Origin of the sequence: Hahella sp. HNIBRBA332, from assembly GCF_030719035.1 — a bacterium.
Classification (GTDB): domain Bacteria; phylum Pseudomonadota; class Gammaproteobacteria; order Pseudomonadales; family Oleiphilaceae; genus Hahella.
This window is the reverse complement of the sequence record NZ_CP132203.1, coordinates 3,429,013-3,446,035: the sequence shown is the minus strand read 5'-3', so window position 1 is coordinate 3,446,035 and position 17,023 is coordinate 3,429,013. Positions and strand designations below refer to the sequence as shown.

General features: G+C 54.5%; 16 protein-coding genes. 7 read left to right on the top strand and 9 right to left on the bottom strand.

Translation table 11 applies throughout. From position 1 onward, the window contains the following. The first annotated feature begins 16 nt into the window (after nt 1-16). From O5O45_RS15260 to O5O45_RS15250, 3 genes are all read left to right on the top strand, one after another. Entirely contained in the window at nt 17-973 is a 957-nt protein-coding gene (locus O5O45_RS15260) for a cation diffusion facilitator family transporter (protein WP_305906064.1), read from the top strand. A 374-nt stretch (nt 974-1,347) separates the two neighbouring features. Continuing rightward, a complete protein-coding gene (locus O5O45_RS15255; RefSeq protein WP_305906063.1) occupies nt 1,348-2,172 on the top strand; it encodes a hypothetical protein in 825 nt (274 codons plus the stop codon). Between the two features lie 104 nt (nt 2,173-2,276). Then, the gene (locus tag O5O45_RS15250) at nt 2,277-3,728 is read left to right on the top strand and encodes an RICIN domain-containing protein (protein ID WP_305906062.1); all 1,452 of its coding nucleotides are present in this window, start codon (nt 2,277-2,279) and stop codon (nt 3,726-3,728) included. Between the two features lie 107 nt (nt 3,729-3,835). Here the strand turns inward: O5O45_RS15250 and O5O45_RS15245 are convergent, their stop codons facing one another. After that, nucleotides 3,836-4,519: a hypothetical protein gene (locus tag O5O45_RS15245; RefSeq protein WP_305906061.1), complete on the bottom strand. Its 684-nt coding sequence runs from the start codon at nt 4,517-4,519 to the stop codon at nt 3,836-3,838. A gap of 463 nt (nt 4,520-4,982) precedes the next feature. Between O5O45_RS15245 and O5O45_RS15240 the strand changes: the two genes are divergently transcribed. Next, a complete protein-coding gene (locus O5O45_RS15240) occupies nt 4,983-6,206 on the top strand; it encodes an RICIN domain-containing protein (RefSeq protein WP_305906060.1) in 1,224 nt (407 codons plus the stop codon). A gap of 85 nt (nt 6,207-6,291) precedes the next feature. Here O5O45_RS15240 and O5O45_RS15235 read toward each other — a convergent pair whose 3' ends face one another. After that, nucleotides 6,292-7,083 (bottom strand): alpha/beta fold hydrolase, encoded by a 792-nt coding sequence (locus O5O45_RS15235; protein ID WP_305906059.1) that lies wholly within the window; start codon nt 7,081-7,083, stop codon nt 6,292-6,294. A gap of 322 nt (nt 7,084-7,405) precedes the next feature. Here O5O45_RS15235 and O5O45_RS15230 point away from each other — a divergent pair, with 322 nt between their 5' ends. Then, the gene (locus O5O45_RS15230) at nt 7,406-9,835 is read left to right on the top strand and encodes an acyl-CoA dehydrogenase (RefSeq protein WP_305906058.1); all 2,430 of its coding nucleotides are present in this window, start codon (nt 7,406-7,408) and stop codon (nt 9,833-9,835) included. A gap of 138 nt (nt 9,836-9,973) precedes the next feature. Beyond that, entirely contained in the window at nt 9,974-10,624 is a 651-nt protein-coding gene (locus O5O45_RS15225) for a hypothetical protein (RefSeq protein WP_305906057.1), read from the top strand. 8 nt (nt 10,625-10,632) lie between these two features. On the opposite strand, the gene O5O45_RS15220 is transcribed toward O5O45_RS15225, so the two are convergent. Continuing rightward, complete coding sequence (locus O5O45_RS15220; RefSeq protein ID WP_305906056.1) at nt 10,633-11,517, bottom strand: DUF2971 domain-containing protein; 885 nt, start codon at nt 11,515-11,517, stop codon at nt 10,633-10,635. Between the two features lie 57 nt (nt 11,518-11,574). Then, complete coding sequence (locus tag O5O45_RS15215; protein ID WP_305906055.1) at nt 11,575-11,940, bottom strand: cupin domain-containing protein; 366 nt, start codon at nt 11,938-11,940, stop codon at nt 11,575-11,577. A 238-nt stretch (nt 11,941-12,178) separates the two neighbouring features. Here O5O45_RS15215 and O5O45_RS15210 point away from each other — a divergent pair, with 238 nt between their 5' ends. Further along, nucleotides 12,179-12,616 (top strand): SMI1/KNR4 family protein, encoded by a 438-nt coding sequence (locus tag O5O45_RS15210; RefSeq protein ID WP_305906054.1) that lies wholly within the window; start codon nt 12,179-12,181, stop codon nt 12,614-12,616. Between the two features lie 55 nt (nt 12,617-12,671). Here the strand turns inward: O5O45_RS15210 and O5O45_RS15205 are convergent, their stop codons facing one another. The 5 genes from O5O45_RS15205 to ahbB (O5O45_RS15185) all read right to left on the bottom strand — a co-directional run bounded on the left by O5O45_RS15205 (nt 12,672) and on the right by ahbB (O5O45_RS15185) (nt 17,004). After that, entirely contained in the window at nt 12,672-14,174 is a 1,503-nt protein-coding gene (locus tag O5O45_RS15205; RefSeq protein WP_305906053.1) for a cytochrome D1 domain-containing protein, read from the bottom strand. Nucleotides 14,175-14,296: 122 nt separating this feature from the next. Continuing rightward, a complete protein-coding gene (gene nirJ, locus O5O45_RS15200) occupies nt 14,297-15,433 on the bottom strand; it encodes a heme d1 biosynthesis radical SAM protein NirJ (protein ID WP_305906052.1) in 1,137 nt (378 codons plus the stop codon). Nucleotides 15,434-15,453: 20 nt separating this feature from the next. Continuing rightward, entirely contained in the window at nt 15,454-15,987 is a 534-nt protein-coding gene (gene ahbB, locus O5O45_RS15195; RefSeq protein WP_305906051.1) for a siroheme decarboxylase subunit beta, read from the bottom strand. Beyond that, on the bottom strand, nt 15,962-16,471 hold the full coding sequence (locus O5O45_RS15190; protein WP_305906050.1) for an Lrp/AsnC family transcriptional regulator: 510 nt from the start codon (nt 16,469-16,471) through the stop codon (nt 15,962-15,964). Before O5O45_RS15190 ends, ahbB (O5O45_RS15195) begins: the two co-directional genes overlap by 26 nt. Beyond that, complete coding sequence (ahbB, locus tag O5O45_RS15185; protein ID WP_305906049.1) at nt 16,468-17,004, bottom strand: siroheme decarboxylase subunit beta; 537 nt, start codon at nt 17,002-17,004, stop codon at nt 16,468-16,470. The genes O5O45_RS15190 and ahbB (O5O45_RS15185) overlap by 4 nt, the downstream gene beginning before the upstream one ends. Nucleotides 17,005-17,023: the final 19 nt, after the last annotated feature.

Sequence of the window (17,023 nt, the reverse complement as noted above, 5' to 3'; positions counted from 1 at the left end):
GTTAAGGCGAAAGGATATGTCGCACTCAAGATCTCATCAGCATAATCATAGTGGTAATCATGCGCATTACCATGGCTACTCTTCCGGATCGTCCTCGGTCCCGAGCTATAACAAGGCCTTTGCGTGGGGCGTGGCGTTGAATCTTGGGTTTGTCGTGGTGGAGGTGATTTATGGACTTATCGCCGACTCCCTGGCGTTGATCACTGACGCAGGGCATAACTTAAGCGATGTGCTGGGTTTGCTTTTGGCCTGGGGCGCTTCCTATCTGGCGACGCGTACGCCAACCTCTCGACGCACTTATGGTTTTCGTCGAGGAACGATTCTGGCTTCCTTGTTGAGCGCGATTCTTTTATTGCTGGCGTTAGGAGCGATCGCCTGGGAGGCCGCCTACCGAATCAATCAGCCCGTCAGCGTGGATGGCAAGACCGTGATTGTCGTGTCGCTGATTGGCGTAGCTATCAATACCGCGACTGCGCTGATGTTTCTGAGTGGTCAAAAGCACGACCTCAATATCAAAGGCGCATTTCTGCATATGGCGGCGGATGCTGGCGTTTCATTTGGAGTGGCGGCGGCTGGAGTCGCCATCATGTTTACCGGCTGGTTGTGGCTTGACCCGGTGATCAGTCTGGTCATTGTCGCCATTATTCTGTTTGGAACCTGGGGGCTGTTTCGGGACTCACTCAATCTCGCCATGGACACAGTACCTTCTCATATCAATCCTGATGAAGTGGAGACGTTCTTGCGCAGCTATGCTGGCGTGACGGATATCCACGATCTTCATATCTGGGCGATGAGCACCACGGAAGTCGCGCTAACCGTTCATTTACTTATTCCCAATCAAACTGTGGATGACGCCTTTCTTGGCGAATTGGCGCTTCAATTGAACGAGCGTTTCCGTATCGGCCATAGCACTGTCCAGGTCGAAAGAGGGGACGGAGCGTCCTGTCATCTGTCCCATCCCGGTAGTCTGTAATCCCCGCAAACATCACATTTCCATCTTCACTCGTAAGGCCTAGGTCAAAGAGGTTCGCCTACAAGTCCTAGCTTATTTGGGTGATATTCATCCTCTCTGACCAGTGATAAGTTCTTCCGTATCACGACGGCATCCCGACTGCGCGAGTGTTGTTATGTGTTCTTGCGGCAGATTTCCGAGTGGATCCCCCCGTTCACTTTGGTCATCTGCCTGCTTTGAATCATAATATGAAAGCGCTTTCATAAAAATGAATGTGATGCGCGTCGCAAATTTTTGATTTGAAAGGTTTTTGGTCCTGTACTGCAAGCCTCCCGACGGGGAGGCGTCGTCATTTCGGTTACAGGCTGTGCGCACTGATCAGGAGTCAATCGACCATGAAAAAAACACAGTTATTAGTTTGGGGCGCGGTAATCGGCGGTTTATGCGCTGTGACTTACCAGTTTATGCCAGGCGGGGAAAGCGCGACGACGGCGCAGGAGCAACAAGCTGTCGCTGGCGCTCAGAATTCCCCCACAGCGTCGACTGCGCAATCAACTCAGTTCTCACAACAGGCGGTCTCCAAGTCGGCGCCAGACACAGCGAGGGACTCCGAGCCGGAGCTCCCCGATTACGCCATGAACAACGAAGAATATCCCTCCATTGAATTTCGTATGACGGAAATTGAAGCGCGTCGCGATGGTCGCGCTTTTGATCAGGAAGAAGTCGTACGCGCGATGTGGGAGCCCTCTGCCTGGAAAGGCGATGACAGTATCGCCGACCAGCTCGAGTTGAGCGACGCGGATCGATTCGACGGCCGGGAATTTATTCGCTTTAGCCCAATGAAGCTGGAGTCCCTGATGCCCGGGGATGAAATGGAAGTGCCTGTGCTGCCGCAAAACGCGACATACCAAATGGTGGTGGATCGGGTGGAGTCCCATGGCGACGGCAACGTTACCTGGTACGGGCATCTGAAGGATTTCGAACAGGATAATCAGGTTTCTTTTACCCGCGGAGAAAATCTTACCTATGGCGGCGTCACCACCCCGGAAGGGTTGTATGTCGTCGAGGCCCGTGGCGACAAAGGATGGATCGTTAACAGCGGCACCTTGTTCAAAGGTGAAGATTTGCACGTTGAAGTACCCGAATTGGCGGATGTGAATAAGGCCGATGAAGGAACGGCGTCTCCGGATCAAAGCACCGGCGGGCCTATCGCTCAATAAGGATAAGCGTTAGCGCCCGGGGTAGGAGGCCAGGTCGCACCGTGGCTGGCTAAAAAAAACAGACAGAGAGAGTAATAACGATGAAAAGGAAATTAACCGGAAGTATGTCTAAATGGTTGTCCTGCTTGACTCTGGCGGCTGTTCCCCTGGGCGCGCAGGCGGTGACAGTAGATATTATGGTGGTGTACGACGCCTATTCCGCAGGACGCTTTGGCGGCGAACCGGCGACGGCCATTCGTAGCTGGGTGGACCAAGTTAACGCCATGTATCAAAACAGCCAGATAGACGTGCAACTGCGTTTGGTCGGCGCTTTCGCTCACGAAGAAAGCGGTTCCAGCATGGGAGAAGTGCTGGGCAACCTGCGGGTGGATAACTGGGTTATCCAGAAGCGTGAGGAAGTCGGCGCGGATTACGTTACGCAAGTACATAAAACCGGTTCCTGCGGCGTCGCATACGTCGCTGTACATAAGGATTGGGCGTTCAGCGTCACTGGTCCAGATTGCGGGCCTCAGGTACTGGCCCACGAAGTCGGACACACCATGGGCCTGAATCACTCCCGTCGTCAAGGCGATCAGAGTGGCTCGCGCTATCGTTATGGTCTGGGTCATGGCGTTGACGGCGCTTTCGGCACCATCATGACTTATGAGTGGCTGTTTAATGCGCCGAAAGTCGCTAAATTCTCCAACCCGAGGGTGCAGTGCAACGGGCTTCCCTGCGGTGTTCCGGCGGGCCAGGCGCAAGAGGCGGATGCGGCCCAGGCGATCAACAACGTGCGTAACGAGATTGCCGCGTTCAAGCCGACTAAAACCGATGGCGGCAACACTTCCGGCGACAAAGTGTCTGTATTCCAGCATTACAACTACGCAGGCTACAGCGCGGCGTTAGGCGAAGGTCAATATCGTCTGAGCGATTTGACCGCTCGCGGTGTCCGTAACGACGATCTTTCTTCGGCCCGCGTGCCATCCGGCATGGTGCTGGAACTGTATCAGCACGATAACTTCGGCGGTGCGAAAACCGTTTATACCTCGGATGTTTCGGGCTTCCCACTATCCGGCGTGAACGACACGACTTCCTCTATTATCGTCAAGAAAAGCAGCGGCGGCGGTCAGAGCGGAGCGCAGCCGGTTGATAACGGCGTATACATGCTGCAGGCCAAACACTCCGGCAAGTGTGCGGATGTATACGGCGGCAAGCAGGAAGCCGGTACGCCTGTCATTCAGTGGAGCTGTCACCAGGGCAACAACCAGCGCTGGAACTTCACCCACATCAAAGATGGGTACTATGAAGTCAAAGCCGTACACAGTGGTAAATGTCTGGATGTATCCAACGCAAGCAGAAATAACGGCGCTACGGTTCAGCAATGGTCCTGCCATGGCGGCGCGGCTCAGCAATGGAAAGCGGTGGACAATGGCGACGGCACGTTCCGGCTGGTATCCGGCGTAAGCGGCAAAGTGTTTGACGTGAAAGAAATCTCAACGGCTAGCGGTATGGCTATCCATCAGTGGGACTGGGTTGGCGGCGACAACCAGCGCTGGTATCTGAAGCGCGTGAAGTAAGTGTTTTAATAGCCAATTATTGAAGAAATCCCCCAGTGCGCTTTGACGAGCGGCTGGGGGATTTTTCGTTATCGGGCGATCGCCTGTCTTATTGCTTGGGATGATCGCTACTTGCCAACCAAGTGGATATCCATTGAGTTTGCGAAAGTAGCGAGGGTGGCTTTGCATCCAAACTTAGAAAATAGCGCGAGTGCGATATCGCTCTCACTGGCAGACTTTAAACTCGCGGGAATGGTGTAAGGCCAAGGGCTGTTCAGGGCGTGGGTCATTATCATGGAATGAATGTTTTGTCTGAGCAGGTTGGGATCGTCTATATCCGCGGCCACGATGCGATCGAGTATCAGTTCTGAACCGGTATTCTGATAGTGGACCTTGTACATGAGAACAGAGGTCCAGCTTCTTACAAAATAAATCCACTCGCCGTAAGCATAGATATCCCATTTCACATCCATGGATTCGGCTTTCGATACAACGCCTTCGAGCGTTTCTCCGCCATGATGGTAATGAATGTCACAAGGAATTTCTTCGCTTCCTGCGATTTCTTGGTCAATGTACCGCCTGCCATCATCGGTACGGCTGGCTACATAGTTTTCCGCGATCGATTTGTCAGCGGTGGTGGCGATAACTTTTAAAGTGATGCAGCGAATATCCAAAACAGGTGCGTCAAATGGATTGTCTTCGCCTACTTCGAACCAGACTGGCTGTTCAGAAGAGCGGGTATCAATATGCTCGGCTTCGCTCTTTTTCTCCGGCTGTTTGCTTGTTCTTATGCGTTTAAAGAATTCGAACATATTTAGTGCGCCTTTTATCCATATTTTCACTAACCAGTACTTGTCATTATAGGTTGATGCGCTCGGCTAGCGTTTACTCTAAAGCGTCACTGTCGACTGGGGATAAGTCTCTTCGTTTTGTCTAAAAAAACGGCAAATACTTATTATTTGTGATTGTCTCCTCAGTTTAACGAATTAACTTATCTTTTTGTAACGCGAATACTAATAGGCTTATATGGGTTTATATGGTTAATTTTGTTTTTAATCAGTTAGTTATGAAAATAATAGGCTCTAAGTACTAGCTGCTTTAGGCGATGGTGGATAAGAGGCTTCAATGATAGATTTTCTGCGCCGTTGACGTTCCGTCGAGTTCTGGTTTGTGATCTATTTTCCGTTTTCCACGCTGCGGAAGTCCTATCCGGATAATAACGAAGTTCGTTATCGGGAAACTCCCATAAATGGAGCAGGAAAGTTGGTATAAAAAATGAAAAACAGCCTCAAAAAAATTCTGGCCGCTGGCGTACTTGCGGCGACCGCATCCACTTCCCAAGCCGTCACCGTCGATCTGATGGTGGTGTATGATTCTTATACCTCAAACTACTTTAAAGGCGATGTAAATACCGCTGTGCGTAACTGGGTCAGTCAGGTGAACAACATGTACACCAACAGCCAGATTGACGTGCAATTGCGGTTGGTTGGCGCATACGCTCACGAAGAGACAGGTTCCAACATGACGGAAGTGTTGGGCAATCTGAGGGTGGATTCCTGGGTGAATCAGAAGCGTCAGGAAGTGGGCGCGGACTATGTGACTCAGTTGCATCGCACCGGCTCCTGCGGCGTGGCTTATGTCGCTGTCGACCGCAATTGGTCATACGGCGTGGTGGGACCAAGCTGCGGACCCACTACATTGGCGCATGAACTCGGCCACACCATGGGCCTGAACCACTCCCGCCGCCAGGGCGATCAGAGCGGGTCGCGCTATCGTTACGGTCTGGGCCATGGCGTTGACGGCGTATTCGCTACGATCATGACCTACGAATGGTTGTTCAACGCCCCTAAAATCGCCAAATTCTCCAACCCCAACCTGCAATGCAACGGCTTGCCTTGTGGTGTCGCGGCAGGCTACTCCAACGAAGCGGACGCCGCGCGCGCTATTAACAACGTGCGCAGCGAAATGGCGGGCTTCATGCCGACAAAAGTCGGCGGCGGCAACCCCAACGGCGGCGATAATAACGGTGGGGACAATAATAACGGCGGCGACAACAACAATGGCGCTTCCAATATTTACACTATGAAAGCCAAAAACTCCGGCAAGTGCGCGGACGTTTACGGTGGCGATCGTCGCGATGGCGCTTCCGTCATTCAGTGGAGCTGTCACGGCGGTAACAATCAACGCTGGCAGTTCATTCATCTGGGCAATGGCGTTCATCAGATCAAATCTGTGAACAGCGGCAAGTGTCTGGATCTGTTCGGCGCAAGCCAGTACAACGGGGCGTATGCCGGCCAGTGGACCTGTAACAACTCCAACAATCAGAAGTGGCAGGCGTTCAAGAACAGCGACGGAACTTATCGTCTGATCGCGGTTCACAGCGGCAAAGCGCTGGACGTAGACGCTGCAGGCGGCACTTACAATGGCGCAAGACTGCGTCAGTGGGATTGGGTTGGCGCTAATAACCAGCGTTGGATTATCACCAGCGCAGGCCAATAAGCTTCATCTGGCTAAGCCTTATAAAAAATCCCCGCGAATGCGGGGATTTTTTTGTCTTAAGCAAAGCAACCCGGCTGATAAACGCTTAGTCCAGAAAGCGCGCCAGAATCAGATCGTTGATTTCCGCCACATGGGTAATCGGCGCCATATGGCCCCAGGGCGTCTGCTTGAATTCCAGGTTGGGCAGACTTTCCTTCAGGCGTTCACTGATGCGCCGGGATGACAGCGGGCTCTTCTCGCCCGCCATCAGGTAGGTGTTGAATGGAAAGCTGGCGTAATCCTGCAGTCGGGTGGGCTCTTCTATTAGCGCCTTGAAGTCCAGCGCCACTTTTCTAATCTGTCCGCTTAGCGCGTTACGAATATCCGAAGGGTAGCGTTTGAATGCGCCCGGGCCGGACCAGTAATCAATAAACTGCTGAGTCGCTGACATTTCGTCGTTTTGCGCGAGAGTCCGCTCCAGTCCTTTTACGACTTCCACAATCTCCAGAAATGCCGGCTCCTCGGGCGATAGCAGATGAAACGCGACCGGCTCGTAGATGGTCAGGCTGAGAATGCGTTCGGGGTATTGCGTCGCAAACCTCAACGCCGTGGCTGCGCCATAGGAGTGACCGACCACATGCAGCGGCGCGCTATCCGGCGCTTCTTGCTCCAATACAGCGAGAACGCGATCCACCTCATCCTGTAAACAGAAACGCTCCGCCAGGTGGTCCGGGTAGGGGGCTTCGCCATAACCCCATAAATCCACCGCCAGGGTGCGGTAGCTTTCCTGTAGCTGGCTGGTGAGCATTTTCCATTGAGCTTTGGAGCTCATTGAGCTGTGCAGGAGCAATATAGGTTGGCCTTCACCGCCAACCCTGTATCCAGTCAGGGACTGCATAATGACCTCGTAATTTCCGCAATGTTTTATATTTATTCAATCTCGGGTTCTATCCATGAAAATTCCGCGTATATTACCTATCTGTAAGGAAATATTGATAGTTAAAACATTATCTCCTGAGTATTACGTGATACGGTAATTAATACATAGGATTTATTCGGAAGTACTGGTTTTTTAAATGAATTTCCGGATTATTTCCAGATTAGAGGACGTGGTTGAACGCACTGTGAACGGCATAAACGTCGTTTTGATGGCGGATATATGACCCATCCCGCCGGCGTTCTGTCCTTGGTTGAGTTCGCAAAACCCCAAGGAGGAGAACATGACCGTTTTGCTTCTGTTATTGGCGGCGTTGGCGTTGGCCTATTTCGGCGCTGGCGCGTTGTCCTGGACAGTCCTTTTCACTATCGCCGCACTGGCTTTCTCATTCACCGATCCTGGCTTCGCCGGTTTGTTAGTGGTTTGGGGGCTGTTTATCGCGGCGGCGGTATTGCTTAACTCCTCTTCCATTCGAAGGCGCTACATCACCGCGCCGATTCTCGCCTGGGTGGGCAAGACATTACCCGGTATTTCCGCTACCGAGAAAGAAGCCATCGAAGCGGGCACCGTCAGTTGGGATGGCGACTTGTTCACCGGCATGCCTGACTGGAACAAGCTGCTGGCGATGAGCAAACCCACCCTGACCAAGGAAGACAAAGCCTTTATCGACGGACCGGTTGAGCAGTTGTGCGAAATGCTCAACGACTGGGAGATCACGCACCAGCGCTATGACCTGAGCCCGGCGACGTGGAAGTTCATCAAGGAAAACGGGTTCTTTGGCATGATCATCCCCAAAAAGTATGGCGGACTGGAGCTATCCGCACTGGCGCATTCCACCGCGGTAATGAAAGTCGCCACCCGCAGCATCACCGGCGCGGTAACGGTCATGGTGCCCAACTCGCTGGGGCCGGGAGAGCTTCTGCTGCACTACGGCACGGAGGAGCAGAAGGATTACTACTTACCTCGCCTGGCCAAAGGCGAAGAAATTCCCTGCTTTGCGCTGACGGCGCCCAAGGCGGGTTCAGATGCCGGCGCCATCACCGATAAAGGCATTGTCTGCAAAGGCGAGTGGGAAGGTAAGGAGGTGCTTGGCCTGCGTTTGACCTGGAACAAGCGTTACATCACCTTAGCGCCGGTGGCCACCGTGTTGGGATTGGCGTTTAAAGTTTATGACCCGGATCACCTGATTGGCGATGAAGTCGAGCGTGGCGTTTCCTGCGCCTTGATTCCCACCAGCACGCCGGGCGTAAAAACCGGCGCACGCCACCTACCCCTGAATACCGTGTTTATGAACGGGCCGACATGGGGCGAAGATGTCTTTATTCCCATGGACTTCCTGATAGGCGGCGAGAAATACATCGGTAAAGGCTGGGCGATGTTGATGAACTGCCTCTCCGTGGGGCGCGCCATTTCGTTGCCGGCGTTGAGCGCCGGGGCAGGCAAACTGTCCAGTCTCACCAGCGGCGCCTATGCCCGTATTCGTGAGCAGTTCAATCTGCCGGTCGGGTACTTTGAGGGCGTGCAGGAAGCCTTGGCGCGAATTGGCGGGCTGACTTATTTAATGGATAGCGCAAGAGTGATGACGGCGGGTTTACTGGATAACCACGAAAAGCCTGCGGTGCCCTCGGCGATTCTGAAGTATCACAACACGGAAAAAATGCGCAGCGTGGTCGGCGCAGCCATGGATGTGCATGCCGGACGCGGCGTGATCAAAGGGCCGCGCAACTACATCGCGCGGGTGTATCAGGCGATCCCCATCAGCATCACGGTGGAGGGCGCAAATATCCTGACTCGCAGCTTGATGATCTTCGGGCAGGGGGCGATTCGCGCTCATCCCTACCTGTTGCAGGAAATGGAGGCGGCGCAGAATCCGAACAAAGAAAAAGCCTTGGATGAATTCGACCACATTTTCTTCAAGCATGTGCGTCGAAACCTGCAGCTGACCGCTCGGTCTCTGGTGTTGGGCCTGACTGGAAGCTGTTTCGCCTCCGTGCCTGAACCGGCGCGGGAGACCAGACCTTACTTCCGTGATATGTCGCGCCTGGCTGCGGCATTTGGTTTAGTCAGCGATGTGACGCTGGCTTCCCTGGGCGGAGAGCTGAAGCGGCGTGAAATGATTTCAGGGCGTCTGGGCGACTGTTTAAGCTATCTCTATCTGGGCTCAAGTGTCTTGAAGCGCTTTCATGATGATGGTTGTCCGAAATCGGATGCCCCGCTGATGCACTGGGCGATGCGCTATTGCCAGTATGAAATTCAGAATGCGTTGCATGAAGTGTTGCGCAATTACCCGGTGAAGGCGTTGGGCCTGCTGTTGAGACCGCTGGTGTTTCCTTTGGGGCGTCATTTCGAGCGCGCTGATGACGCCATTTGCCGTGAGATTGCGGAGATGTTGCTGCAGCCCTCCGAGGCCCGTGACAGGTTGGTGGAGGGCGTTTACCGCAACACTCGTCCGGATGATCCGGTGGGAAGAATCGAAAATGCCTTCCTGAAGAAAGTTGGCGTGGCCAATGTGGAGAAGCGTATCAAGAAGGCGATCAAAGCCGGGGATATACCGGATGACGATCTGCACGCTATGTTGGAGGCGGCGGTGAACAAGAAGATTCTCACCACGGATGAGGCGGAGCGTTATCGCGAAGCGGAGGAAGCGGTGGATGATGCAATCCAGGTCGACCACTTTGAACCTCATGAACTGCCTGTGACGCATTCCGACTAGCTTTCTTTTTCAGGGGGCCGACGTACTTGGCGTCGGCTTTTCTCCCATTTTCGCCATCGTGCGAACGTTATTCACTTGGATAGTCCTTCTGCGTTTGTTATGAATGCGGTTTTCTTGCAACACAATGGAGAGACGAGTGTGAAAACCTACGAAGAAATCCTCGACGCCATGTACGCGTTATACAGCGACGCCTTCTCCAATGCGCTTCCCGTCAAAGAGAGCAGGAGAAGCTTATGGAGCGAGCCTGACAGGCTCGATTGGATCGCGATAGGGCAAGAGCAGGAGAACTGGTATATGAACTTCGCCTGTGGTGAGGCTACTGCCGAGCACACGTCCGTTCGCGGCTACTTGTCCAATGTAGCGGAATACCTGGATAAGGACAGAACCCGCGGCGACGAACTATTGGACATGATCCGCTACGAGTTGATTGATTGGTCGCCGTTTGAAGAGGAAGACGACGTCAGCGAGGACCAGGGAGAGATGAATGAGTTCATTATCTTCAGCGCCCTATACCTGGTTGCCGCGAAGCTGCGCAAAGAAAGACTGCCACAACTCCCCATCACTCTGGCGGATCCCTTGGACGTGACCGTATTCGACGATATCGAAGCTTCCAGTTTCGACGCATCCACGCCTCAATACAATGGCGAAGAACTGACCAAGAAAGACCTGCTGGAAATGTTGCCGGCACTCTGCCGCGAACAACGGCACAGGGATTATCTGACAGCATTACTCAAACGTGACCGCAATAACCGCGAGAAAGCGATAGTGATCGCTGAGAGGTTTGTTTGATCGGCCAGTCACCGCTGCCGATAGGGAATCTGGCAATAGGTGATGCCGTGTTTCGGCCTCAGACGGTGTTTGGTCAGGAACATGTTGAGTGAGTTCATGGACAGGTTGATGTTGGGCGTCGGTCCCAGATAAATGTGTTCGAGATAGTGGTTGTCACTGCTGAGGGTGGTCAGGTTGAACTCGAAGTAAGGCACCAGCATGGAAGCGCCTTCCCTGAACTTCACCGGTGAATTCAGGTAGTCCGTGACGCCGGGGGAGACAATGCGCCATTCTTCCTCTTCCTGGAAGGAGGGATGTTTTAAAATCGCGGCGATGCGCAACAGGTCTGATTCGATCATCTCAAACACGCCATGGTATGACTGCGATGGCGGAAATTGCGTGGGGCCTGCATGCTCGCCGTGTTGCTCAGCCAGCGCCTCCACCACATCCATCACTTGCCGGATGAGAGTGGTTTGCTCCTGGTGGCTGTAAATGCATTTGCCTACCTGAAACGATTGCTGACTGGCGCACTCCAGGATATGCGCGGCGGGGAAGCCCACGCTGACGCCTTTACCCATGGAGCTGTAGCCTCGCCACTGACTCAACAGGTTGCCGTTGGAGCGAAACGAGGCCCCGAACAGCATGTGTCCGTTGGTGATGCGATGAGCGATCCAGTCCCGGAACTGGTGTAACAGGCCGGGTTTGGGGTGGCTGTCGGCGATGCGGCGATCCACCTCGGCGCCGATCAGATCTGCGGTATGTTTCAGCTCGGCGGAGTCGTTCATATAGCGGATATCGCTGGCCCACAGATTGCCGCTTTCCACTATGCCCAGCAGACCCGAGAACGTGGTGTAGTGGTACAGCGTATCGACGGGAATGTCTGAATACAGCCTGGCGGTAATGTCCTGAATCATGGCGCTCGCTTTCGTCTTTGTTTTCGTTGAATGGAGTAAGCAGAAATAGTGCCTGGGTCATACCCAGACATTGTCCTCCGCCGTTCGTTCTCCGCCAGCGTCGCCGGTATTCGCCACGCCTCTGGGCTCAATCAGCATGGCCCAACACTCGTTTTCAGCGAAAGGCTTATGCTCCACGCCTGCCGGTACGACAAACATTTCTCCTGCTTCCAGCCTCACTTTTCCATCTCGAAACTCAATACACATCTCACCTTCGATCACCATAAACACCTCATCCGTGTCCTCATGGCGATGCCACACAAACTCACCCTGGATCTTAACTACCTTGAACTGATAGTCATTCATCTCCGCAATCACCCGCGGCGACCAGCATTCACTGAACTTGGAGAATTTTTCTTTTAAATTGATAGGAGTATGGTTCATTTTTTACACACTTGAGTACAGTCATACAATCCTTCAATCTAAGTTGATGTGAGAGTGCGGTCAAATGTGGACTGATAAACCTATAAATACGATAGCTTGATTCCCCAGACAGGTTCTGAACGGAAACAGGCGTTCGCGTTCGCCAGCGTGTCAGAGTTATCTGGGACAAGATGCTTTACTATGAAGGCTGAGATATTATCAGCGGCATTCTTTTCATGACTTCAAAGGAATAAAAACAATGAATTTTGAAGACTTTAAAAAGTATGTCTGTGAGGCGAAAAGCGCGCATCCTTTCTGGTTCGATTTTGAGCCGGATGACGCACCGGACCTTGATAGTCTCACTCGCGCCGAGCGGTTGCTGGAAGCCCGGTTGCCGCAGGAATATAAAGACTTTTTACTGCAGTATGGCGGCGGTTATTTCGCCTTCGGCAATGTCTTTTCCCTGGAGGAAGGCAGCGAGTGGAATCTGATTGATATCAACGCCGAGTTTTCCCATCTCCGCGCAGGCCGCGTGTTGATTTCAGAGAATAGCAACGGGGACTTTTTCGGTTTCGACGTGCGTGACGGCGTATGTCAGTCTGAACTGTGTTTCTGGGATCACCAGGAAGAAGCCTGGAAGCCCTCTGGCTATGCGGACCTGTACGAATATTTGTTGAAGGTGGCGCTGACTAACTAAGCGCCGCCTTCATTGTTGAGTATGAGTCAGCGAATGATGATCAATTGATTCCCTGTTAATGACTCGTCCCGCGTACATAGTGGGTTTTGTTGTACACATTATATTTGCCCGACGGCTTGGACATAGGCAGTCGGGCGACTTCCTTCAGCGTCAGTGCGTCATAGACGATCAAGGCGCCATCGTCCTCCCATAAGCTTACCAGCGCGAAGCGGCCGTCTTTGGTGAATTCGACATGGGCGGCGGTCTTACCGGGTTCAGGCGTCAGGGTGGCGATAATTTCCAAGGTGTTTTTGTCAATGACATGGAGCTTGTCCTTGTTGGGTCCAAAGAAGACGTCCACCCAGATGTAAGGCGAGCCGTCATGGCTACGGGTAAAAAATCCCGGACCCAGAGTGGAGAGAGTTTTCACCAGACTCCAGTCTTTCATGTTGATCACAGACAAGGCGCCTTCTTTGAGGTGCGGCGTCATCATCAGCGGACCTTGCTCTGTTTCCCAGCTGATGCCCGATCCCAGGTGCGGCATGCCGGGAAGGTTCAGGGTGGCGATGGTTGCGCCGGAGTTCAGCTCAATAACCTGACCGCTTTCCCCACTGCGGGAAGCGCCGATCAGATGCTGGTATTCCTGATCAAAAAAGAAATCATCCAGATAGTCTTCGGTGGCGATTTTGCGCACGGGGAAATCCGGCTGATCGTAATCGATCTCCCACAGCTCCCGGATATCTTTCATGGCGGCGATGAAGCTGTGACGCTGGGGCGCTGTGTACACGGCGCTCACCCTTGAGCCTTGCCCGTCACTGTTGACGGGGAAGGTTTTTGCCGGGCTGAGCCGGTCAGCATTCAGCAGCACCAGATTCTGCGGCAGGTAATTGGCGACGATCACCCAACGCCCGTCGGCGGATAACGCCAGGTTGCGGGTATTCAGCCCGACCCGAATCTCCGCCACAGTTTTCAGGTTATAAATATCGAACTGACTGATCCAGCCGTCCCGGGAGGCGAAGTACACATAGCGTCCGTCCGGCGAGAACTTGGGACCGCCGTGCAAGGCGTAGCGGGTTTTGAAGCGGTGGATGGGCTTGAAGGCGTCGCCGTCCAGCAAGGTGGCGTGATGGTCGCCGCTTTCCACCACGATAAACAGATTCATCAGATCCGCCTCGAAAACGGGTTTGTCGCTCAGGCTGGACTTGGGGAAATGAATGATATGCGAAGCGCGGATATCGTCTTGCGTCCATTGCGGCGGCGTCGGCGCGGGCTGAAACAGATAAGCGGCCAATTGCGTCGCCTGACTCTCCGTTATGCGGTCCTGGAAAGCGGGCATCTGCGTGGCCACCCTGCCATGTAATATGACGTCCTGCGCCTGTTGTGGACGTAAGCGCCCCAGGCTCTCAGGCAATAGCGCCGGGCCGACGCCGCCGAGGCGTTGGGGGTGATGGCAGGCGGCGCAGTGAGTTTGATACAGCGCTTCCGGCGTGCTGGCTGAAGGCTTGTCCACCGGGAATGCCGGCATGGCGAAAGCGGTCAGACACAGAGTGATGAAAAGGAGAATGGGCGATAGCTTCATACAGGCGTTCCCTGATATTAATTTATCCGCAAACAACAGGCCCTGCGCAGATCAGGCATTGGTGCCTATGGCTTATCGCCGCGCAGGTGTCTGATGGTTAGCATGCTGGCGTCCTCGTCATGTTAAAAATGCGCGCAGGCGTTTGAGCGGATCTCCGTATCCGTCAGGTAGCAGCCTGGATCTTCCGCCCAGTAATCGCCGCTTTGCGAGTAGGCGCGCACGCGGGTGTTGCCATTGCATAGATGACGGACGGCGCAGTCTCCGCAACGGCCATGGAGCGGACGGGAGTGGGCGCGCAATCCCAGCATGAAGGCGTCTTCAGTGTCCCGCCAAATTGCTGAGAAAGGCCGCTCTTTGACATTGCCCAGGTTGTGATTCCACCAGAATGTATCCGGGTGCACTTCACCCGTGTTATCGATATTGGCGATGCCTACTCCCGAGGCGTTGCCGCCCCAGTGCGCCAGTCGGGAATGCAGCTCCTGCAGTCTGTGCGGGTAGCGTTGCGTCGCCCATTTCAACAGGAACGGACCGTCGGCGTCGTTGTTGCCGGTGACGTATTCGTTGTTCCTGCCGGCGAGAGCGTCTTCATGAGCGCGTTCGAATAACAGCAACATGGCGTCTCGGGTGGTTTGGTGGAACGCATCGCGTTTGCGGTGGCGTAGACCGCGTCCGGCGTAATTGAGATGAGACAGGTAGAACTTATCGATATCCCGGTCTCGCATCAGGTCCAACATAGCGGGCAGTTGCGCGGCGTTGTTCTCCGTCAGGGTGAAACGCAGGCCCACTTTCACGCCCGCGGACTTGCAGTGCTCCACCCCCGCCAACGCCGCTTTGAACCCCCCCGGCATTTGACGGAACTCATCGTGAGTAGCCTCTGTGCCATCAATGCTGACGCCGACATAGTCAAAACCAGTGTCGCTGATCGCCGCGGCGGTGTCGCGATTCATCAGCGTGCCGTTGCTGGATAACCCTACGTAGAGACCCAGCGATTTGGCGTAGGCGCCAATCAGAAATATGTCCTTGCGCAGCAAAGGCTCTCCGCCGGATAGAATGACTGCTGGCGCTCCCATCTGCTTGAGATCTTCCAGTGTGTCGAACACCTGTGCAGTCGTCAGCTCGCCGGGAAAGTCGATATCGGCGGAGATGGAATAGCAGTGGCGGCAGGTCAGATTACAACGCCGAATCAGGTTCCAGATCACCACGGGAGCTGACGGTTTCGGGCGTGGTTTGAAAGCTTCTTCATTTACGAGGGCGCGCATGTAGTGACTGATCCTGAACATCATTGTCCTCCACTGAAGCGCATGCCGGTTTTCTTCAGGATTCGAGTGCTGAGCAGCAAATCGCTGGCGTGGCGCGCATCCCCCAGCAGGGTGGTCATCTCCGTAAGGTAGCCATCCAGATCCTCGCGGGTCTTACCATGAATCATGGCGAACAGGTTATAAGGCCACTGCGGCGGTATTCTGGGGCGCAGATAACAGTGGCTGACATAGGGCAGCGCGCCGATACGTTCGCCCAACGCCATAACGCGGGCGTCATCCACATCCCAGACCGTCATGGCGTTGGCGCGATATCCCAGACGGTAATGGTTGGGCGCGGCCCCGATGCGGCGAATGCAGCCGTTGGCGAGCATGCGTTCGAAACGGGCTTTGACTTCATCCGCTGAAACGCCCAGCGTGGTCGCCAGGGCGTCAAATGGGCGTGGAACCAGTGGCAGGCCGTCCTGGGTCAACAGAATCAGCTGACGATCCAGCGGCGCCAGTGTTTCTGGAGCGCCGCTCTGGCCGGCGTCAGGCTTGGAAGTGAAGGCCAACATAAAACTCCCTCTGTTTCGGCAGATTGTGAACAGGATATCCAGACTCCAGCGCGATGGCGGTGAGCACGGCGTCAATGTGTTCCGGTTTTTCCGTGGCGACGACGAACCAAAGGTTGAGGGCATGGTCGCGTTCGTAGTTATGGGCGACTTCGGCGTGGCGGTTGATCGCCGCCGTTACACGTTCGACGTCATGCGCCGGGATCTGCATCGCCGCGAGGGTCAGCCCGCCTCCGAGACGTTCGGCGTGGTAGAACGGCCCGAACCGGGTCAGGTAACCGGTGTGCAGCAAATGTTGCAGGCGCTCCAGCAAATCCGTTTCGCTGATGCCCAATTCACTGGCGACTGCGGCGTAAGGCTCGTCGCAAATGGGAAAACCGATCTGCAGTGTATTGATAAGGCGACGATCCACAGGGTCCAGTTGATAATCGCTGGAGTCATGGGTAATGCGCCCTGTGGCGTGGGGATGTGTTGGCTGGGCGGTCATAGTGCCTCCTTCACCGGTGCGGACGGTCTTTTATGGGCGTAGCGGCCGCCGCACTGTTTGTATTGCCGCAAGCTGAACAGCACTGCGCAGGGCGTGTCCTGCAGTCCGCACTGCGTCTTCAGACGCTGCAGTCGTTGCAGCACTTCCTCCCGGGATTTACCGTGCAACATGCAGTACAGGTTGTAGGGCCAGTCAGGGCCGTCCGGCCTGCGCTGATAACAGAGCGACACCAATCCCGTGCGGCTGATGGCGGCGCCGAGACGGTTCACCTCGCTGTCGGCGACTTCCCACACCACCATGGCGTTACTGGTGTAACCGATTTTGTGATGATTGATGACGATGCCGAAACGACGCGTCAGGCGCGACTGCTCCCAGGTTTGCAACGCGTCGATTACGTCCTGCTCGCTGATTCCGCACTGCTGCGCCAGCGCTTGGTAAGGGCGTGGCGACAGGGGAAGTCCATCCTGTAGCGCTACTCGCAATCGTTCCTGCGCTGAGGCCTGATCAGGGGGAGGGCTCGAAATTACATGCATGTCGACGTCTCCTGCATCA

What these genes read in the sequence shown, in the direction of transcription:
- O5O45_RS15260 (WP_305906064.1), top strand. Translation starts at nt 17, where the DNA reads ATGTCGCACTCAAGATCTCATCAGCATAATCATAGTGGTAATCATGCG.
- O5O45_RS15255 (WP_305906063.1), top strand. Translation starts at nt 1,348, where the DNA reads ATGAAAAAAACACAGTTATTAGTTTGGGGCGCGGTAATCGGCGGTTTA.
- O5O45_RS15250 (WP_305906062.1), top strand. Translation starts at nt 2,277, where the DNA reads ATGTCTAAATGGTTGTCCTGCTTGACTCTGGCGGCTGTTCCCCTGGGC.
- O5O45_RS15245 (WP_305906061.1), bottom strand. Translation starts at nt 4,519, where the DNA reads ATGTTCGAATTCTTTAAACGCATAAGAACAAGCAAACAGCCGGAGAAA.
- O5O45_RS15240 (WP_305906060.1), top strand. Translation starts at nt 4,983, where the DNA reads ATGAAAAACAGCCTCAAAAAAATTCTGGCCGCTGGCGTACTTGCGGCG.
- O5O45_RS15235 (WP_305906059.1), bottom strand. Translation starts at nt 7,083, where the DNA reads ATGCAGTCCCTGACTGGATACAGGGTTGGCGGTGAAGGCCAACCTATA.
- O5O45_RS15230 (WP_305906058.1), top strand. Translation starts at nt 7,406, where the DNA reads ATGACCGTTTTGCTTCTGTTATTGGCGGCGTTGGCGTTGGCCTATTTC.
- O5O45_RS15220 (WP_305906056.1), bottom strand. Translation starts at nt 11,517, where the DNA reads ATGATTCAGGACATTACCGCCAGGCTGTATTCAGACATTCCCGTCGAT.
- O5O45_RS15215 (WP_305906055.1), bottom strand. Translation starts at nt 11,940, where the DNA reads ATGAACCATACTCCTATCAATTTAAAAGAAAAATTCTCCAAGTTCAGT.
- O5O45_RS15210 (WP_305906054.1), top strand. Translation starts at nt 12,179, where the DNA reads ATGAATTTTGAAGACTTTAAAAAGTATGTCTGTGAGGCGAAAAGCGCG.
- O5O45_RS15205 (WP_305906053.1), bottom strand. Translation starts at nt 14,174, where the DNA reads ATGAAGCTATCGCCCATTCTCCTTTTCATCACTCTGTGTCTGACCGCT.
- nirJ (WP_305906052.1), bottom strand. Translation starts at nt 15,433, where the DNA reads ATGCGCGCCCTCGTAAATGAAGAAGCTTTCAAACCACGCCCGAAACCG.
- ahbB (WP_305906051.1), bottom strand. Translation starts at nt 15,987, where the DNA reads ATGTTGGCCTTCACTTCCAAGCCTGACGCCGGCCAGAGCGGCGCTCCA.
- O5O45_RS15190 (WP_305906050.1), bottom strand. Translation starts at nt 16,471, where the DNA reads ATGACCGCCCAGCCAACACATCCCCACGCCACAGGGCGCATTACCCAT.
- ahbB (WP_305906049.1), bottom strand. Translation starts at nt 17,004, where the DNA reads ATGCATGTAATTTCGAGCCCTCCCCCTGATCAGGCCTCAGCGCAGGAA.